Origin of the sequence: Pseudomonas sp. JH-2, assembly GCF_036231725.1 — a bacterium.
Taxonomy (GTDB): domain Bacteria; phylum Pseudomonadota; class Gammaproteobacteria; order Pseudomonadales; family Pseudomonadaceae; genus Pseudomonas; species Pseudomonas delhiensis.
Map to the genome: position 1 here is coordinate 1 of NZ_JAZAQP010000027.1, position 20,326 is coordinate 20,326.

The window sequence follows — 20,326 nt, forward strand, 5'->3', positions numbered from 1 at the left end:
ATCGGTGGCACGCTGGTGTCGACGCTGAAGTCCAGCGACTCGCTGGGCTGGCTGGCGTTGCCGGCCGGGTCGGTGATCACCACGCTGATGCTGTGGTCGCCCTCCTCCAGCGGCTCTTCGGGTGTGAATTCCCAGTGGCCGTTCTCGTCGATGACGGCGGTGCCGATCTCTTCACCGTTGTCGAGGATGCTCACGCTATCGCCCGGCTCGCCCGAACCACTGAGGGTCGGCTGGGTTTCGTCGGTCACGCTGCCCGGCTCGATCGGCCCGGTGATGGCGCCGGCGTTGTCCTCGGCGCTGACCACGTCCGGTTGCTCCGGGGCGGTGGTGTCGAGGATGACGGCGACCGGGGCGGTCTCGTCGCTGTGACGGCCAGCCTCGTCCTGCGCCTTGGCGGTGATGGCCTTCTCGCCATCGCCGGCCAGCGGCAGGTCGGTGCTCCAGTTGCCGTTTTCGTCGGCAATGACGCTGGCAGCCAGTTCGCCGTTGACGTACAGCAGCACGAGATTGCCGGCTTCGGCGGTACCACTGACGCTCAGGCTGGTGTCATCGGTGACGTCGCCGTCGTTCAGCGGGCCGGTGACCGAGCCCTCGCCATCGACGATCTCACTGATGACCGGCGCGCTCGGCGACGTCACCTCCGGCCCCACCACTTCGAAGCGGATGCTGTCGCTGGCCTCGCCATTCTTGCCGAGGCTGTCCACCGGAACGGCGCTGAGGACATGTTCGCCCGTGGCCCGTTCCGGCACCTCGAATTCCCAGTTGCCGTCTTCGTCCACCGGGGCGGAGCCCAGCAGGGTTTCGCCATCGTAGATTTCCACATAGGCGACGTTGGTGCCTTCGACGTGCCCCTTGAGCACCGGCGTGGTGTCATCGGTCTTGCCGCCATCGACAATGGCGCCGGTGACCGGGCCGAAGTCGTCGATCAGTTCGATCTGGTCGATGCGCAGGTCGGCCTGCGACGTGTCCACGGTCAGGTCGAACGGACGGGTCGGCCGGCTCTCGCTGCCGGCCTCGTCGCAAGCGGTGACGGTCAGGCGGTGTTCGCCTTCCTCCAGCTCCAGGTCCAGTCTCCATTCGCCGTATTCGTCGGCCGTGGTGCTGGCGATCAGTTTGCCGTTGTCATAGACCTTGACCAGCCCGTTGGGCTCGGCGTCGCCACCCTTGAGGGTCGGGTTGGCGTCGTCGGTGGTATCGCCGGAAAGCAGTGGCCCCGTGATCGCACCGACATTATCCAGCACGCTGTCGAGGACCGGGCGATCCGGAAGCTGGGTATCGATCACCAGGACGAATTCGGCCTGGGCCGAATTGCCGGCGGCGTTCTGCACCTCGGCGATGTAGACATGATCACCGTCGCTCTGCGACAGCGGCAGGCGCAGGCTCCAGTTGCCCTCGGCGTCGGCGACCACGCTGCCGTAGACCACCGGGCCTTCCTTGATGACCACCAGGGCGTCCGGGGTGGCGGTGCCCTTCAGGGTCGGGCGTCGATCGTCGGTCACGCCGCCGTCGAGAACCTCGCCGGTGATGTTGCCAACCTCGTCGATGGCCACGTCTATGGTCACGAACGGCGGAGCCGTATCGACCACGAATTCCAGCGCATCGCTCGGTTCGCCGGCGTTGCCGGCCGGATCGGTGACGACCACGCTGATGCTGTGGTCGCCCTCCTCCAGCGGCTGTTCCGGGGTGAATTCCCAGTGGCCGTTCTCGTCGATGACGGCGGTGCCGATCTCTTCACCCTTGTCGAGGATGCTCACGGTATCGCCCGGCTCGCCCGAGCCGCTGAGGGTCGGCTGGGCTTCGTCGGTCACGCTGCCCGCTTCGATCGGGCCGGTGATGGCACCGGTGTTGTCCTCGGCGGTCACCACGTCCGGTTGCTCCGGCGCAGTGGTGTCGAGGATGACGGAGACCGGGGCGGTCTCGTCGCTGTGACGGCCGGCCTCGTCCTGCGCCTTGGCGGTGATGGCCTTCTCGCCATCGCCGGCCAGCGGCAGGTCGGTGCTCCAGTTGCCCTGTTCGTCGGCGACGACGCTGGCAGCCAGTTCACCGTTGACGTACAGCAGCACGAGGTTGCCGGCTTCGGCGGTACCGCTGACGCTCAGGCTGGCGTCGTCGGTGACGTCGCCGTCGTTCAGCAGGCCGATGACCGAGCCCTCGCCATCGACGATTTCACTGATGACCGGCATCGGCGGCAGCAGGGTTTCCTCGCCCACCACGGTGAAGCCGATGCTCTCGCTGGCCTCGCCCTCCTGGCCGATGGCGTTCACCGGACGGGCGGAGATGCTGTGCTCGCCGGAGGCCAGCTCGGGTGCCTGGAAGCTCCAGTTGCCTTCGCCGTCCACCAGGGCGGTGCCCAGCAGGGTCTGGCCGTCATAGATTTCCACGTACTGGGCCTCACCTTCGACATGGCCCTGTACGAGCGGCGCAGCATCGTCGGTGGAACCGCCGTTGGCGATCACCCCGGTGACCGGGTCGACATCGTCGATCAGCTCGATGCGGTCGATGACCATCGGCGGCACACTGGTGTCGACGCTGAAGTCCAGCGACTCGCTGGGCTGGCTGGCGTTGCCGGCCGGATCGGTGATGACCACGCTGATGCTGTGGTCGCCCTCTTCCAGCGGCTGTTCCGGGGTGAATTCCCAGTGGCCGTTCTCGTCGATGACGGCGGTGCCGATCTCTTCACCGTTGTCGAGGATGCTCACGGTATCGCCCGGCTCGCCCGAACCGCTGAGGGTCGGCTGGGCCTCGTCGGTCACGCTGCCCGGCTCGATCGGGCCGGTGATGGCGCCGGCGTTGTCCTCGGCGCCGACCACATCCGGTTGTTCCGGCGCTGTGGTGTCGAGGATGACGGAGACCGGAGCGGTCTCTTCACTGTGACGACCGGCCTCGTCCTGCGCCTTGGCGGTGATGACCTTCTCGCCATCGCCGGTCAGCGGCAGGTCCACGCTCCAGTTGCCCTGTTCGTCGGCGACGACGCTGGCGGCCAGTTCACCGTTGACGTACAGCAGCACGGTGTCACCCGCTTCAGCGGTACCGCTGAGGCTCAGGCTGGCGTCGTCGGTGACGTCGCCGTCGTTCAGCAGGCCGGTGACCGAGCCCTCGCCATCGATGATTTCGCTGATGACCGGCATCGGCGGCAGCGGGGTTTCCTCGCCCACCACGGTGAAGCCGATGCTTTCGCTGGCCTCGCCCACCTGGCCGATGGCATTCACCGGACGGGCGGAGATGTTGTGCTCGCCGGCAGCCAGGTCAGGCGCCTGGAAGCTCCAGTTGCCTTCGCTGTCCACCAGGGCGGTACCCAGCAGGGTCGCGCCGTCGTAGATTTCCACGTACTGGGCCTCGCCTTCGACATGGCCCTGCACGAGCGGCGCGGCGTCGTCGGTGGAGCCGCCATTGGCGATCACCCCGGTGACCGGACCGAAGTCGTCGACCAACTCGATGCGGTCGATACGCAGGTCGGTCGGCACAGCGGTGTCCACGGTCAGCTCGAACGGACGACTCGGCTTGCTTTCGTTGCCCGCGGTGTCGGAAACGGTGACGGTCAGGCGGTGCTCGCCGTCAGCCAGCTCCGGCAGTTCCAGGCTCCAGTTGCCATTTTCGTCGGCCGTGATGCTGGCGATCGGATCAGGGCCATTGTTGTCATAGACCTTGACCAGCCCGTTGGGCTCGGCATCGCTGCCCTCCAGGATCGGGTTGGCATCGTCGGTGGTATCGCCGGACTGCAGGGCGCCCGTGACCGCACCAACATTGTCCAGCACGCTGTCGATGAGCGGACGGTCCGGAACCCGGGTATCAATCGTCAGGGTGAAGTCGTCCCGGCCGAATTCGCCGGTGGCGCTCTGGACCTCGGCGCTGTAGGTGTGCGGGCCGTCGCCCTGGAACAGGGGCAGCTGCAGGCTCCAGTTGCCCCCGGCGTCCGCCTGTACGCTACCGAGGACGATCCCGGCTTCGGAGATGATCACCAGCGCGCCCGCCGTCGCGGTCCCCACCAGGGTCGGACGGTTGTCGTTGGTGCTGCCATTGTCCGCCACCGGCCCGGTGGTCGGGTCGACAGCGTCCAGCGCATGCAGGATCTGCACTTGCGGCGCTTCGCTCCAGACGCTGAACTCCAGCGCGTCGCTGGGCTCGCTGAGGTTGCCGGCGGCGTCCTGGGCCTGCACGGTGATGCTGTGCGAGCCATCGTCCAGCGGCGGCTCGGGCGTATAGCTCCAGTTGCCTTCGGCGTCGGCCACCACGCTGCCCAGGGGTTTGCCGTTGTCGCTGATGATGACCACGGCGTCCGGCTCGGCCTGGCCGCTGAATTCCGGAGTATTGTCATTGGTGGTTCCATACTGGCCGATCGGCCCCTGCACCACGCCTTCGTTGTCCTCGGCGCCAGCCTGCCCCGGCTTGTCCGGCGCAGTGGTGTCGAGGACGATGGAAACCGGAGCGGTCTCGTCGCTGTGGCGGCCAGCCTCGTCCTGCGCCTTGGCGGTGATGACCTGTTCGCCATCCTCACCGTTCAGCGGCAGCTCCGTCGTCCAGTTGCCCTGTTCGTCGGCGGTGGCGCTGGCGACCAGTTCGCCGTCGACGTACAGCAGCACGAGATTACCGGCTTCGGCGGTACCGCTGACGCTCAGGCTGGTGTCGTCGGTGACGTCGCCATCGTTCAGCAGGCCGGTGACAGAACCATGGCCATCCTCGATCTGATTGATGACCGGCGCGTTCGGCAACACTGCGGGGTCCACCACCTCGAAGTCGATGGCTGCCCCATTGGCGCCCCGATTGCCGGCTGCATCCACCGGGTATGCCTCGAAGCTGTGCTCGCCAAGGAGCACCGTCCCCTCCTCCGGGGTGAATTCCCAGTTGCCCTGGTCATCCACCAGCACCGTGCCCAGCGAGGTGCCATCGAGGAATATTTCCACCCACTTGACGTCGGTGGCGTCGAAATTCTCCACCTTCCCTTTCAACGCCGGGGTGGCGTCGTCGGTCTTCCCGCCCGCGGCGATAATACCGGTGACGGGCCCGAAGTCGTCGTGCAGGGTGAGGCTGAGCTCGGCCTCATCGGGTGCGACGAAGTCCAGTTGCAGTTCGAGTTGCAGGAAGGGCTTGTCAACCTGGGAGCCCGGAGCCGCCTCGGGGGAGTTGCCGGCATCGTCCATCATGTAGAAGGCGAGCGTGTAGTCGCCGCCCTGCCCAACCAGTTCCTCGGGCCAATCGTAATGCCAGGAGCCATCGGCCGCGACACTCACCACGATCGGCAGGTCGCCAAGAATCGTCTTGCCATCCTTCTTGATGACGATCCTCACGTGCTGCAGGTCCTCCGGGCTGGCCGCCTGGCTGAATTTTCCGTCGAAGACCGGACGCTGGGCATTGATCTGGACCTGGCTCTGGGCACCCTCGATGGTCACCGGCAGGACGCCACCCAGCACCTGCATCGACTCCAGCGCAATCTCTTCCGGCCTGATGCGATCGATGACCACCCCCTTGACCGGGTCGGAATCGACACCCTCGACGGTGATGAAGAAGTCCACCACGCCTTCCATGCCTTCCTGCACGAAGGAGAGGTTCGGGCTTATGGACCAGTGACCATTCTTACGCACCGTTGCGACGCCCAGCGCCATCACTTCGCCGGACTCGAGCACGGCCTTGACGGTCACCTCCTGCCCTTCGGTCAGCCCCTGCCCCTTGAAGGACAGGGCGGGATCGTCGGTACGCGTCCCCTCTGTCACCTCTCCCTTGAGGTAACCATAGTCATCCCATATCTGGAATGTGGGCTTGGCCTGGGTGGTCTCCTCGGCCTGCGGAGCGGGCGCGACTCGCCCCGCCGATGCCTCTTGGGCAGCCGATGTGTTGGCCTGCATGCTGTCCTGATCGTCGCTCCAGTTCTTTTCGGTCATGGGCCGAAAACTCCTTGATTGTTCAATGATGAAATAGCGCCCATGGATGGGCGGCCGATTGCATTGGGCAGATCGCCACCAGCGTGGGCGCACTCACTTCTGGCAGTGTTGGTTGTGTGCTGAAGTCCCACCGGCGATGCTAGGAAAGTTGCCCGGGAAGGTATCTAGGGAACCCCCTAAAGCACCCGGCCGGCGGGCGTAAATCGCCTCCCGGGGCACTTCGGGCGCGGATGAAAAAAGGGCGCGAACACGGTTCGCGCCCTTGATGGGGAAAGAGACCGACCGCCATCAACGGCGGCCGGCCGCTCGGTCTTAGAGGACCAGTTGCTGGCCCTGCAGCAGTTCGAGCAGGTCGACGCGCTCCAATGCCGCCATCGGCACCGCGGCGTCGACGGTGGGCACAGCGCCGGTGGCGCTGTCGTCGCCCGCGCCGGCCAGGGCCGCCAGCAACCCTTCTCCCGGTTGCCCCATTTCACCCAGCAGCCCGGCCAGGTCGATGCGTCCTTCCTGCTCCCAGGCGGACTGTCCGCGCGGCTGGACGTCCTCCAGCGCAGCGCCATGGGTCAACAACTGGAGGACCAGGCTGCCACCCTCATCCAGCGCGTAGGCCGGCTCCGGTGTCGCCTCGCCGGACAACGCGCGCAACCCGGCCTCTTCCACCGGTTCGAGGATGATGTCGTAGGCACCGGTGGCCGGCGTGCGGTCACCTTGGGCATCGTAGGACGATGCATAGAGGAACTTCTCGCCGTAGCCGCCGTAGTCGAACAGGTCCGGGCAATCGATCGTCCAACTGCCATCGACACCCACCGTGGCCGAACCCAGGAGGATGGCCGTGTCGAGGTCCACCCCGCTGCCGTCGTCCTGCAGCTGCAGGTACAGCTCCATGGTGTGCCCCGGCGTACCGGTGCCTTTCACCGTGGGTGTCCGGTCATCGGTGAAGTCGCCTTTTTCCAGCGGACCGAGCTGGCCGCCGAAGTCGTCGACAACCATGCTGATGACCGGATAGGGGGGAACCGTCTGGGGAACGGAGAAGCTCCAGGATGCGCTAAGCGGCCCCTCGTTCCCGGCCTTGTCCACCGCCGATACCTGCAGGCCATGGTTGCCAGCGCCAAGCAGGGGGCTCTCGAACACCCAGGCACCGGATGCGTCGACCACGGCCGAGCCGACCAGCATGCCCTTGTCGAAGAGCTTAACGTAGGCGATATCGCCACCTTCGATGCGGCCGCTGATGGTCGGCCAGAAATCGTCGGTCTGCCCGCCATTGGCGATCGAGCCCTGGTCAGGACCGAAGTTGTCGTACACATCCTCGATCAGCGGCCGTCCGGGCGCCTGGGTATCCAGCACAATCTCCACCACCTCGCTCTTCGGGCTGTCCTTCCCATCGATGGACTGCTCGGCACTGAAGCGCTTGGCCCCGTCCTCGCCCAGGTCGGCGACAGCGATCTCCCACTTGCCATCCTGGCCCACGGTGGTACTGCCCACGACCCGGTCATCGAGGTACAGGGTCAGCAGGCTGCCGGGCAAACCGGTGCCACCCACGGTGGGGCTGCGGTCGTTGGTGCTTTCGCCGGGCGCGACTTCGCCGACCTGTGCTTCCTGGTCATCGCGAATCCAGTCGATGACAGGCGCCGCCAGCGGGTCGCCCGGCTCTTCCGGATCGGGCGTGGCCGGGCCGGTCGGCGTTTCCCCGCTGATGTTGCCGGCGGGGTCGGTCACCGTGACCGTGCCTTCCTCGCCGCCTTCCAGCGGGTTCTCCGGAAATTCCCAGTTGCCATTTCCATCCACGACGGTGGTGACGGTGCTGCCATCGGGCAGTTCGACGGTGACGGTGCCACCCGACTCACCGGTGCCGGCCAGGCCATCGCCATTCTCGGTGACCACTGGCGGTTCAGGCGCGATGGTATCGGCCGGCTCGGTGACGGTGGGCGGACTGACGTTGCCCGAGGGATCGGTGATGGTGACGATTCCGGTCTGGCCGTTCTCCAGCGGATTCTCCGGGAGCTTCCAATTGCCGTCCTCATCCACGGTGGCGGTGACGGTGCTTCCACCGGGCAGTTCGACGGTGACGGTGCCACCCGGCTCACCGGTACCGGCCAGGCCCTGGCCGTTGTTCTGCTCCACCTTCGGCGCCTCCGGCACCTCGGTGTCGGACGGGCCGGTGTCCACGCTGCCGCTGTGGTTGCCGGCGGGGTCCACCTCCACCAGCGAACCGGACTCGCCATTGCCCAGCGGGTTCTCCGGGAAGGTCCAGTTGCCGTTCTCGTCAACAGTGGTGGTGACGGTGCTGCCGTCCTGCTTGGTGAGGATGATGGTGTCGCCCGCCTCGCCGGTGCCGGACAGGCCGTTGGCGTTGTTCTCGGTGACGACCGGGTCCTTCGGCGGGGTCAGGTCGGCCAGGCCGGTATCGACCGCGGGGCTGGTGCCGTTGCCGTTGCTGGCGGTGACACTGCCGCCCTTGCCATCCTCCAGCGGGTTGGGCAGGAAGGCCCAGGTGCCGTCGGTGCTGGCGATGGTGGTGACGGTGCTGCCATCCGGGCGGGTCAGGGTGATCAGGTTGCCGGGCTCGGAGGTGCCGGTCAGGCCCTGCTGGTTGTTGAAGAGGACCTTCGGCGCGGCCGGCGCCTCTCCCGGCAGGGGGTCCCCATTGCGCGGCGAGGCGCCACCGCCGCCGCCACGCTGGGTCAGCATGTTGCCCACGCCGATGGCGCCGAGCCCGGCGGCCGGCACCAGCAGGCCGAAGGCGACGTTGTGGTCGTCCGACTGCAGCGCCAGCAGTTCTTCGACCGAGCCCAGCTCGGTCAGCTCCGCGCCCTGCCAGGGTTCCTCGTAGCCGGCCAGCCACAGCTTGCCGTCGGGGGCTTCCAGAACGAGGTCGTTGCGCACGCCGTCGAAGTCCTGGAAGAAGTTGTCGACCGTGATGACCTTGCCGCTCTTCAGGCGCACCACCAGGTGGTTGCCGTCGCGGCTGATGGACCTGACGTCTTCCGGCGCGGCGGCGATCTTCACCACGCTCGGGTGCGACAAGGACAACAGGCTGTTGCCGGTCAGGCCCGTCACCTCTCCCGAGCTTTTCGCAATCAGTTCAATTGCGTCCATTTTCAATTCCTCCCGAAACAGTGAAACGTCGCCCCGGCTAGGGCAGCCAATGAAGATACGAAGCGCGGGCTGCCCGACAGCCAGCTTCCAGGTGAGCACGAAGGGCCCGGCGCCCCCTGGGCCACGGACAATGGCCGAGGGCGCCGGGAAGGCTACAGCGCCGCAGGCTCCTAACCATTAGGAATCCCCCTAAAGCCACCCCGCCCCGGCCGGGCTTTAGGGATTTCCTCAAGCACGTCCGTCGCCCTGCCGGGGCGAAAACGAAAAAAGGCACGAACCGAGGTTCGTGCCTTTTCCATTGCCACGCGGCGGTCCCTCGCCGCGAGTGTCACTCAGACCACGTACAGCCCCTCCTGGATCAGCAGTTGCACATGGGAGGCGCTGGCCGAGGTGTAGACGTCATAGGTGACCGCCCCCTCGGTGACCTTGGCCTGCCCGGCGTCCAGGGACCATGCCGAGAGATCGATGTCGACGCTATCCGTCACGCCGTTCTGGCCGGTGTCGCCGGTGATCCTCAGCCGCTGCGCGTCCCCCTCCTGCGGGACTATCTTCAGCAGGTCGGCCAGGCTCAGGCTCAGCGTCTGGCCCAGCGCCTCGCCCAGGTGGATGGCCTCGATGTTCTCCACCCTGTCGGCGATCGTGCCCAGGTCCAGCGAATTGCGCGAGGCCCAGACCAGGATGTCGTAGCCGGCGCCGCCGTCGATGTGGGCGAAGCCCGTACCGTCGATGAGGATGGCGTCGTTGCCCTCGCCGCCACTGGCGGTGGTATAGCCACGGGCGTCGAGCATGTCGTCGCCGGCGGTGCCGAGGATGTCCGATACCGGGTGGTAGTCGACGTGGGTGGCGCCGCCTTCCACGGCGGGTGCTGGCAGGCCGAGGGTTTCCTCCAGGTCCACCAGGCGCCCCTTGACCGCGCTGCCGCTACCGTCGCTGACGCCGTTGTCGGTCCAGCTGACGAACAGCTTGCCGCTGTCCAGGAAGGTCGCGGAAACCTGCGTCTGGTCGCCGCTGAGCAGTTGGTTGATGTGCAGCTCCTGGCCGACCTTGCGCCCGGTGTCGTCGAAGAACTGGGCGTAGATGCCGTAGCTGCCCGTCCCCGGCGCGCCATCGCTGGCGGACTGGTACACCACCACGAAGCCGCCGCCCTCGCGGGCCACCACCAGCGGCAGGGCCTGGTTGCCGGCCGTGCGGGTGTTGAGCAGGAACTCGTTGCCCAGCGGCTCGCCGGCGGCATTGAAGACCCGCCCCCAGGCGCCGTAGCCGGACTGGTCCAGGCCGCCGTGGTCGTTGGAATCCCAGGTCACCACGAAGTTGCCGTTGGCCAGTTGCGACACGCTGGGCGAGGCCTGGCTGTTGGCGCTGGTCTGGTTGGCCAGGATCTCCGGCCCGAAACTCCCGGTCGCCGGGTCGTAGACACGGAAGAACACCTCGCCACCGGCGCCGCCGCCCAGGTTGCGGCCGTAGGCGAACACCACGCGACCATCCTCCAGGGTGCTGAGCGACGGTGCGCGGGTGTCGAGGCTGTCGGCATAGTTGGTATCGCTGACCAGCTGTTCGCCGCCCGCCGGCGAGCCATCGGCCTTGTACTGGCGGGCATAGACATGCCACTCGCCGCCCACCGACGACTTCCAGGTCACCATGTAGCCGCCGTCGTCCAGCGCTGTGATGCTGGAGTAGCGCTGGCTGCCGGCGTCGTTGACGTTGACCATGTGCTCGCCGCCCTCGCGCGCCGCCCCGGTGATCTGGCCGTCGAGGTCGTAGGTGTAGCCGTACTTCTGCTGCAGGATGGCATCGTTGCCGCCGGCGTAGCTGGTCCAGCTGACCACGAAGCCGCCGTCCTCGAGCACCGCTACCGACGGCCGCCCCTGGTAGTTGGCGGTGGTGCCGTTGATCACGAACTCGCCGCCCAGCGGCATGCCCCTGGCATCGAACAGCTGGGCCATGACGCAGTCGTTGGAGCCGTCGCCCGTGGCCGATTCCCAGACCACCACGAAGCCGCCGTTGGGCAGGCGCGCGCTGGCCGAGAAGTCCTGGTTGCCGGAGAGCGTGCCGTTGACGCGGAACTCCGAGTAGTAGCCGGCGTCGATGTCGATGACGGTGCCCTCGATGCCCCAGCTGTTGCTGTCGGCCTTGTCGCTCTGCCAGGTCACGTAGACGTTGCCGTCGGCCATGAGCGTGGCGTCCAGCAGGTTGTTCATGTCGCCGCTGTCGCCACCCCAGCCCTGGTTGCCCTCGGTGGTGGGGTTGACCAGGAACTCGCGGCCCAGCGGCTGGCCCTGGGCGTCGTAGCGCTGGGCGTAGACCGCCGAGCCGCTGCCGTCGCCACCGTCCGAGCCCCACACCACCAGGTAGCCGCCGTCCTCCAGGGCCACCGCGGTGGGCTTGTACTGCTTGCCGGCCAGGCCGCTGTTGACGCGGAAGTCGCCCGCGCCCACCAGCGACAGCTCGCCGCTGGCCGGGTCGACGCGGTAATGCGCGGCATAGACGTCCGAGCCGACCGAGCCGGGCAGGTTGCTGTCCCACACCACCACGAAGCTGCCGTCCTTGAGGGTGATCACGTCCGGGTAGTTCTGGCTGTTGCCGGTGCCGGTGTTGACCTGGAAGTTGCCGCCCAGCGGCGTGCCGTCGGCCTTGTACAGCTGGCCGATGACGCCGCTGGCGGAGTTGTCCCCGGGGCCGCCGTGGCCGGTCCACACGGTCACGTACATGCCGTCGGCGAAGACCGCCATGGCCGGCGCGCCTTCGTTGCCGTAGAGGTTCCCGCTGCCGACGATGACGTCGCCGGTGAGCGGCTGGTTGTCGGCGTCGAAGCTGCGCTGCACGATGTGGTTGGTGGTGCCGGCATCCGGGTCGCTCTGCCAGCTGATGGTGTAGCCGCCGTCCGGGTGGGCGATGGCGATGGGCGACCGCTGGCCGCCCGCAGTGGCGACGTTGACCGCGAACTCGTCGGTCAGCGGGGTGCCGTCGGCGCCGTAGCGGCGCGCCATGACGCCATCGCCACTGGTGTCCGGGCCGGCCTGGTAGGACTCCCAGACCACCAGGTAGCCACCGTCGGCCAGGGCCACCACCTGCGGGCTGTCCTGGTTGCTGGCGTTGCGCTGGTTGACCTGCTGTTCGCCGCCGATGCGGGTGACGCCGTCGGCCGCGAACAGTTGCATGAACACCTCGGCATTGCCGGCGCTGGCATCGCCACTCTGCCAGACCACGATGATCCTGCCGTCCGCCAGGGTCGCCACGCTCGGGTTGGCCTGGGGGCCGGCCTCGGTGGTGTTGACCTCCACGGTGTGGCGGACCAGCTGGTAGTCGGCCAGGGCCGCGCCCTGGATGGCCACCGGCGGCGCCTCGTGGCCGGCCGCGTCGCGGGCCGACAGGCTGCCCTGCTCGCCCTCCGCCAGCGGGTTGGGGTAGATGGCCCAGCGGCCGTGCTCGTCGGCGGTGGCGGTGTGGGTGACACCCTTGGCATCCACCACGGTGACGATGGCGCCCGGCTCGGTGCGGCCGCCCAACTGCTCGGCGCTGTTGCTGTCCAGGCCGACGCTGAGCACGCTGATCGCCGGCGGGTCGGCCGGCACGTAGTCGATGCCGGTCACGCCTTCGCCCACGGGCGGCGGCGCGATGAGGCCGAGGCTCTCGTCCAGGTCCACCAGGCTGCCCTTGATGGCGCTGCCGCTGCCGTCGCTGACGCCCTTGTCGGTCCAGCTGACGAACAGCTTGCCGCTGTCCAGGAAGGTGGCGTCGACCTCGACCTGGTCGCCGCTCACCAGTTGGTTGATGTGCAGCTGCTGGCCGACCTTGTGCCCGGCATCGTCGAAGTACTGGGCGTAGACGCCGTAGGTTCCGGCGCCCGGCGCCGCCTCGCTGCGGGACACGTAGATGACCACGAAGCCGCCATCCTCGCGCGCCACCACCAGCGGTTCCGCCTGGTCGCCCAGGGTGCTGTTGGACACCAGGAACTCGTTGCCCAGCGGCTGGCCGGCGGCATCGAAGATCCGCCCCCAGATGCTGGCGCCGGACTGGTCGGGCCCGCTATTGTCGTTGGAGTCCCAGGTGACGATGAAATTGCCGTTGGACAGCATCGAGACCGACGGCGAGGACTGCTTGTTGGCCGAGGTCTGGTTGACCAGCACTTCGCCGCCCAGGCTCTGGGTCGCCGGGTCGTAGAGGCGGAAGTACGACTCCACCCCGGCGGCGCCGCCGGCGTCGCGGTTGTAGGCAATCACCACGGTGCCGTCCGGCAGGGTCGCCAGGGACGGCGCGTCCGGCCCCGCCGAGGTGTGGTAGGTGGCGTCGCCGACCAGTTGGTCGCCGCCCTGCGGCGAGCCATCGGCCGCGTACTGGCGCAGGAACATCTGCCACTTGCCGCTGGTGCCGGTGGGGTTGGAGCTCCAGCTGACAATGTAGCCGCCGTCGTCCAGCGCGGTGATGCTGGAGAAGCGCTGGTGGCCGGCGTCGTTGACATTGACCATGTGCTCGGTACCTTCGCGTACCGCGCCGATGATCTGGCCATCGAGGTCGTAGGTGTAGCCGTACTTCTGCTGCAGGATGGCGTCGTTGCCGCCGGCGTGGCTGGTCCAGCTGACCACGAAGCTGCCGTCCGCGAGCACTGCCACCGCGGGCTGGCCCTGGTAGTTGGCGGTGCTGCCGTTGACCACGAACTCGCCGCCCAGCGGCATGCCCCTGGCGTCGAACAACTGGGCCATGACGCAGTCGTTGGAACCGTCGCCCGTGGCCGACTCCCAGACCACCACGAAGCCGCCGTTGGGCAGCTTGGCCGTGGCCGAGCGGTCCTGGTCGCCGGCCAGGGTGCCGTTGACGCGGAATTCCGAGTAGTAGCCGGCATCGATGTCGATGACGGTGCCTTCGATGCCCCAGCTATTGCTGTCGGCCTTGTCGCTCTGCCAGGTCACGTAGACGTTGCCGTCGTCCATCACGGTGGCGTCCAGCAGGTTCTTCATGTCGACGCTGTCGCCGGCCCAGCCCTGGTTGCCCTCGGTGGTCGGGTTGACCAGGAACTCGCGGCCCAGCGGCTTGCCCTGGGCGTCGTAGCGCTGGGCGTAGACCGCCGAGCCGCTGCCGTCGCCGCCGGCCGAGCCCCACAGGACCAGGTAGCCGCCGTCGTCCAGGGCCACCGCGGTGGGCTTGTACTGGTCGCCCGCCACGTTGCTGTTGACGCGGACATCGCCCATGCCGATCTGCTGCACGGCGCCGCTGGCCGGGTCGACGCTGTAGCGCGCCATGTAGACGTCGTAGCCGCTGCTGCCCGGCGGGTTGCCCTCCCAGACCACCACGAAGCTGCCGTCCCTGAGGGTGATCACGTCCGGGTAGTCCTGGCTGTTGCCGGTGCTGCCGTTGACCTGGAAGTTGCCGCCCAGCGGCGTGCCGTCGGCCTTGTACAGCTGGCCGATGACGCCGCTGGCGGAAGTGTCGCCCGGGCCCTTGGCACCGCTCCACACGGTCACGTACATGCCGTCGGCGAAGGCCGCCATGGCCGGTGCGCCGGAGGCACCGTATGCCTCGCCGCTGCCCACGATCACGTCGCCGGTCAGCGGCTGGTTGTCGGCATCGAAGCTGCGCTGCACGATCAGGTCGGTGCTGCTGCCGTTCGGGTCGCTCATCCAGCTGATGGTGTAGCCGCCATCCGGGTGGGCGATGGCGACGGCCGATTTCTGCCCGCCGGCGGTATTCAGGTTGACCGCGAACTCGTCGGTCAGCGGGCTGCCGTCGGCGCCGTAGCGGCGTGCCATGATGCCGTCGCCGCTGGTGTCCGGGCCGGCCAGGTAGGACTCCCAGACCACCAGGTAGCCGCCGTCGGCCAGGGCCACCACCTGCGGGCTGTCCTGGTTGTACGCGCTGCGCTGGTTGACCTGCTGCTCGCCGCCGATGCGGGTGATGCCGTCGGCCTCGAACAGTTGCATGAACACTTCGACGGCATCGTTGCTGGTATCACCACCCTGCCAGACCACGATGATCCTGCCGTCCGCCAGGGTCGCCACGCTCGGGTTGGCCTGGGGCCCGGCCTCGGTGGTGTTGACCTGGCTGGTATAGCGGCTCAGGTCGTAGCTGGCCAGCACGTCGCCCTGGATGACGATGGCTTGCGATGGGTTGCCGGCGGCGTCCTGTACCGAAAGACTGCCGTCCTCGCCCAGGCCCAGGGGGTTGGGCTGCATGCTCCAGCGGCCGTCCTGGTCGGCGGTGACGCTGTGCGCCGTGCCGGCCTTGTCGACCACGGTAACGATCGCCCCCGGCTCGGTCTGCCCGGCCAGCTGCTCGGCGGTGTTGATGTCCAGGCCGACGTTCGGCGCCAGGGTATCGACCACGAACAGCCAGGGCGCGCTGGGCTCGGTGACGTTGCCCACGCCATCGGTGAGGGTCGCGGTGAGCGCGTGCGAGCCATCGGCCAGCGGCGCCTGCGGGGTGAAGCTCCAGTGGCCGGCCTCGTCCACCTGCGTCGAGCCCAGTTCCTGGCCATTGTCGTAGACCACCACCAGCGAACCCGGCGCACCGCTGCCGGAAATGCTCGGCGTGGTGTCGCTGGTGAGGTTGCCGGAGACCAGGCTGGTGAAGGCTTCGGTCTCCAGCGCCAGCAGCTGCGGCACCTCCGGCAACGCGCTCTGCAGCTCGACCGGGAAGTCCTCGCCGGGCGCTTCGCTCATCTGCCCCGAGGGGCTCTGCGAGCTGGCCCACAGGTACTTCATGCCGTCGCCGCCGAACTGGCCGAGGTCGTCGGTGGTCAGGCTCCACTGGCCGTTGGCATCGATGACGGTGGAGCCCAGCAGCTCGCTCGGCGCCTGCGCATCGTCGCTCAGGCGCACGTAGAGGAACAGGGTGGCGCCGGCGCTGCCGGTGCCGCTCAGGGTCAGGTTGGCGTCGTCGGTGGCGGCGCCCTTGTCGAGGTCGCCCTGTTGCGGCCCGAAGTCGTCCTGCACGCGGGTGATGCGCGGCGTCTCGGGGACGGCGGCATCGACCACGAAGTCCCAGGCCTCGCTGCGCGGGCCGAGGTTGCCGGCGGCGTCCAGCGCCTCGGCCTGGAAGCTGTGCGCGCCATCGGCCAGCGGCGTCTGCGGCTCGAAACGCCAGTTGCCGGCTTCGTCCACGCTCGCCGAGCCGATCAGCTCGCCGTTGTCGTAGATGCGTACCAGCACGGCGCCGCCCTCGACATGGCCGCTGTAGGTCGGCGTGGCGTCGTTGCTCAGCTCGCCCTGGCCGATGCTGCCGAGGATGCCGCCTTCCACGTCGTCGACCAGCGCCAGGTCGGTGATCGCGCCCGGCGCGGTGGTGTCGACCACGAAGCCCAGGGCCGGGCCCCGGGCACTTTCATTGCCGGCGGCATCGGTGGCCGAGGCCGTGATCGCATGCTCGCCTTCGGCCAGCGGGGTTTCCGGCTTGTAGCTCCAGTTGCCGTCGGCGTCGACGATGGCGGTGCCGATCACGCTGCCGTTGTCGTGGACAGTGATGAGGTCGCCGGGGTTGGCGCCGCTGCCGCTGATCACCGCGGCGCTGTCGTCGGTGGCGGCGCCGGCCTCCAGGCCGCCCTGCTGCGCGCCGACGTTGTCGGTCACGACGATGCCGGCCGGGGCGTCGGGGGCCTGGGTGTCGATGTCCAGTTCGAAGCGGGTGCCGGCCTCGTTGCCGTTGGCGGCGGTGGCCAGGATGTCGTAGACATGATTGCCGTCGGCCTGCTCCGGCAACTCCAGGCTCCAGTTGCCGGAAGCGTCGGCGAGCACCGAGCCGAGCAGCGTCGAACCGTCGAGGATGCTGACGATGGCGCCGGCGCTGGCGGTGCCGACCAGGGTCGGCCGGTTGTCGTCGGTGAGCGCCTTGTCGGCCAGGTCGCCCTGCTTGGTGCCGACGTTGTCGCTGGCCTTGATCACGCTGACGCTGATGGGCGCGGTGTCGACGCTGAACGCCAGCGCGGGGCCGGGCTGGCCGACGTTGCCGGCGGCATCGCTGACCTGCGCGCTGATACTGTGGCTGCCCTCGGCCAGCGGCTGCGCCGGGGTGAAGCTCCAGTCGCCGTTGGCATCGGCGGTGACGCTGCCCAGCACCTCGGCGCCGTCCAGCAGGGTGACCACGGCACCGGCCTCGGCCGTGCCGGAGAACACCGGCTGGGCATCGTCGGTGACGCCGCCGGCGGCGATCGGGCCGCGGACCAGGCCCTGGTCATCAGTGGCGAGCACCACTGCCGGGGTGGCCGGCGCGGCGGTGTCGACGTTCAGGCTGAACTCGGCGCTGCCGCTGTTGGCGCCATTGGAGACGCTGGCAGTATAGGTGTGCTCGCCATCGGCCTGGGCCGGCAGCTGGAAGCTCCAGTTGCCCTCGGCATCGGCGGTGACGCTGCCGATCTCGACCTCGCCTTCGAAGATGACCACGACCGCGTCGGCAAGGGTCTTGCCGACCAGGGTCGGGGTGGCGTCATTGGTCAGGGCGTTGTTGCTCAGGCTCTGGGGTTCGCCGATATCGTCGATGGCGGCCTCGATGCTCACCAGCACATCACTGGTGTCGACCGTGAGCGCCAGCACGTCGCTCGGCTCGCTGACGTTGCCGGCGGCATCGGTGGCGGTCACGCTGATGGCGTGCTCGCCATCGGTGAGCGGCTGCGCCGGGGTGAAGCTCCAGTTGCCGTCGCCATCGGCCACGGCCGTGCCCAGCACGCTGCCGCCATCCAGGATGGTGACGACGCTGCCCGGCTCGGCGCTGCCGCTGAAGGTCGGGGTGGAGTCGTCGGTGATGCCGTTGTCGATGGGGCCGGTGACGTCGCCCAGGTTGTCGACGGCGAGGATCGCCCCCGGCTTGGCCGGCGCGCTGCCGTCGATGGTCAGTTCGAAGCGGGTGCTGGCGCTGTTGGCGCCGTTGCTGGCGGTGACGTCGTAGCTGTAGCTGCCATCGGCCTGCTCCGGCAGCTCCAGGCTCCAGGCACCGGCGGCATCGGCCACCACCGAGCCGAGCACGCTGGCGCCGTCCATGACGGTGACCAGGGCGCCGGCGGTGGCGCTGCCCACCAGGGTCGGCGTGCGGTCGTCGGTCACCGCGCCGTTGCCCAGCTCGGCGGTCAGGCTGCCGGCATCGTCCAGCGCCTTGGCGACGCTGACCACCAGCGGCCGGGTGTCGACCACCAGCACCAGCGCATCGCTGGGCTCGCTGACGTTGCCGGCGGCATCGCTGACCACGGTGGTGATGCTGTGCTCGCCCTCCCCCAGCGCCTCGGCCGGGGTAAAGCTCCAGTTGCCTTCGCCATCGACGATGGCCGTGCCCAGGACGCTGTCGCCATCCTTGATGGTGACGGTGGCGCCCGGTTCGGCGCTGCCGCTGAAGGTCGGGGTGCTGTCGTCGGTTACGCCGCCGGTGATCGGGCCGGTGACGGCACCGACGTTGTCCAGCGCGCTCGGCGCATCCGGGGTGGCCGGTGCGCGGGTGTCGAGGAAGATGTCGAAGCCGCCGGTGGCCGGGCTCCACTGCCCGGCCGTGTCCACGGCCTTGGCGGTGAGTGTCTTGAGGCCGTCGGCGCCGAGGTCGTCCAGGGTGATCGACCAGTTGCCCTCGGCGTCGGTGGCGACGCTGCCGACCTCGCTGCCATTGACGTACAGGTGGATCAGGGTGCCCGCCTCGGCGGTGCCCTTGATGGTCGGGGTACGGTCGTCGGTCTGCGCACCGGGCTGCAGGTGCTCGCTGGTCAGCGGCGCCTGGTCGTCGATGACGTGCTCGATGGAGGGCGCGGCCGGCGGCGTCAGCTTGAGGGTGAAGTGCCAGTCGGCACTCTTCGGCCCTTCGTTGCCGGCGGCATCCACCAGCGCGGCCTGGAAGTTGTGCTCGCCGGCCAGCAGCGGCAGCGCGGGCTCGAAGCTCCACTGGCCAGCGCTGACACTGGCGCTGCCGATCAGCACGCCGTTGTCGTAGACGTTCACGCTCTGGATATCGGCCGGTACGCCATTGCCGCCGAAGCTCGGCTTGGCATCGTCGGTCACACCGCCACGGGCGATCTCGCCGATGACGCCGCCGACGTCGTCGACCAGGCTCAGCGCACCGACCGCCTCAGGCGGGGTGACCGGCGCGAGGGTATCGACGGTGAAGCTCCAGCCATCGGCCGGCAGCATGGCGCTGGCATTGCCGGCGGCATCCACCGCGCTGGCCTGCAGGCTGTGCTCGCCCTCCTCCAGCGGCTGCTCGGGGGTGAAGCTCCAGCTGCCGTCGGGGTTCACCGGGGTGCTGCCGATCAGCTCGCCATTGTCGTAGACGTTCACCAGCACGGCATCGCCGCCGACCAGCTGGCCCTTGAACTCGGGCTGGTTGTCATCGGTGTGGCCGCCCTGGGCGATAGGCCCGGTGATGGCGCCGACATCGTCGATCAGGCAGAGGCTCGCCTCGGCCTCGGAAATATCGGGGGCAAGGTTGTCTGCCGGCTCGGTCACAGTGGGCGGGCTGACGTTGCCCGACGGATCGGTGATGGTGACGGTACCGGTCTCGCCATTCTCCAGCGGGTTTTCCGGGAACTCCCAGTTGCCGTTCTCGTCGACCACGGTGGTGACGGTGCTGCCATCCGGCAGTTCCACGGTGACGATGCCTTCCGGCTCACCGGTACCGCCCAGGCCATTGCCACTGTTGTCGGTGATGACCGGCGGTTCCGGCGCGATGGTATCGGCCGGACCGGTTTCGGTCGGCGGGCTGATGTTGCCCGAGGGATCGGTGATGGTGACGGTACCGCTCTCGCCGTTCTCCAGCGGGTTTTCGGGGAATTCCCAGTTGCCGTTTTCGTCGATGACGGTGGTGACGGTGCTGCCGTCCGGCAGTTCGACGGTGACGATGCCTTCCGGCTCGCCGGTACCGCCCAGGCCGTTGCCATTGTTCTCGGTGATCACCGGCGGTTCCGGCGTGATGACGTCGGCCGGCTCAGTGGTTACCGGCGGACTGATGTTGCCCGAGGGATCGGTGATGGTGACGGTACCGGTCTCACCGTTTTCCAGTGGGTTTTCCGGGAACTCCCAGTTGCCGTTCTCATCGACCACGGTAGTGATGGTGCTGCCATCCGGCAGCTCGACGGTGACGATACCTTCCGGTTCGCCGGTGCCGCCCAGGCCGTTGCCGTTGTTCTCGGTAACCACTGGCGGCTCCGGTGCAATGACATCAGCCGGCTCGGTCACGGTCGGCGGGCTGACGTTGCCCGACGGATCAGTGATGGTGACGGTGCCGGTCTCGCCGTTCTCCAGCGGGTTTTCCGGGAACTCCCAGTTGCCGTTTTCGTCGATCACGGTGGTGACGGTACTGCCGTCCGGCAGTTCGACCGTGACGATGCCTTCCGGCTCGCCGGTACCGCCCAGGCCGTTGCCGTTGTTGTCAGTGATGACTGGTGGCTCCGGTGC

Annotated in this window: 3 protein-coding genes; all 3 read right to left on the reverse strand. The window is 68.2% G+C overall.

Annotated elements, in window-relative coordinates; genetic code table 11:
- The coding region (locus tag VV867_RS18485; protein ID WP_328567225.1) for an Ig-like domain-containing protein at positions 1 to 5,876 on the reverse strand (5,876 nt) is incomplete at its 3' end.
- 312 nt (positions 5,877 to 6,188) lie between these two features.
- On the reverse strand, positions 6,189 to 8,972 hold the full coding sequence (locus VV867_RS18490; RefSeq protein WP_328567226.1) for an Ig-like domain-containing protein: 2,784 nt from the start codon (positions 8,970 to 8,972) through the stop codon (positions 6,189 to 6,191).
- Between the two features lie 332 nt (positions 8,973 to 9,304).
- Positions 9,305 to 20,326: Ig-like domain-containing protein (locus tag VV867_RS18495; protein ID WP_328567227.1), on the reverse strand; the 11,022-nt coding region annotated here is incomplete at its 5' end.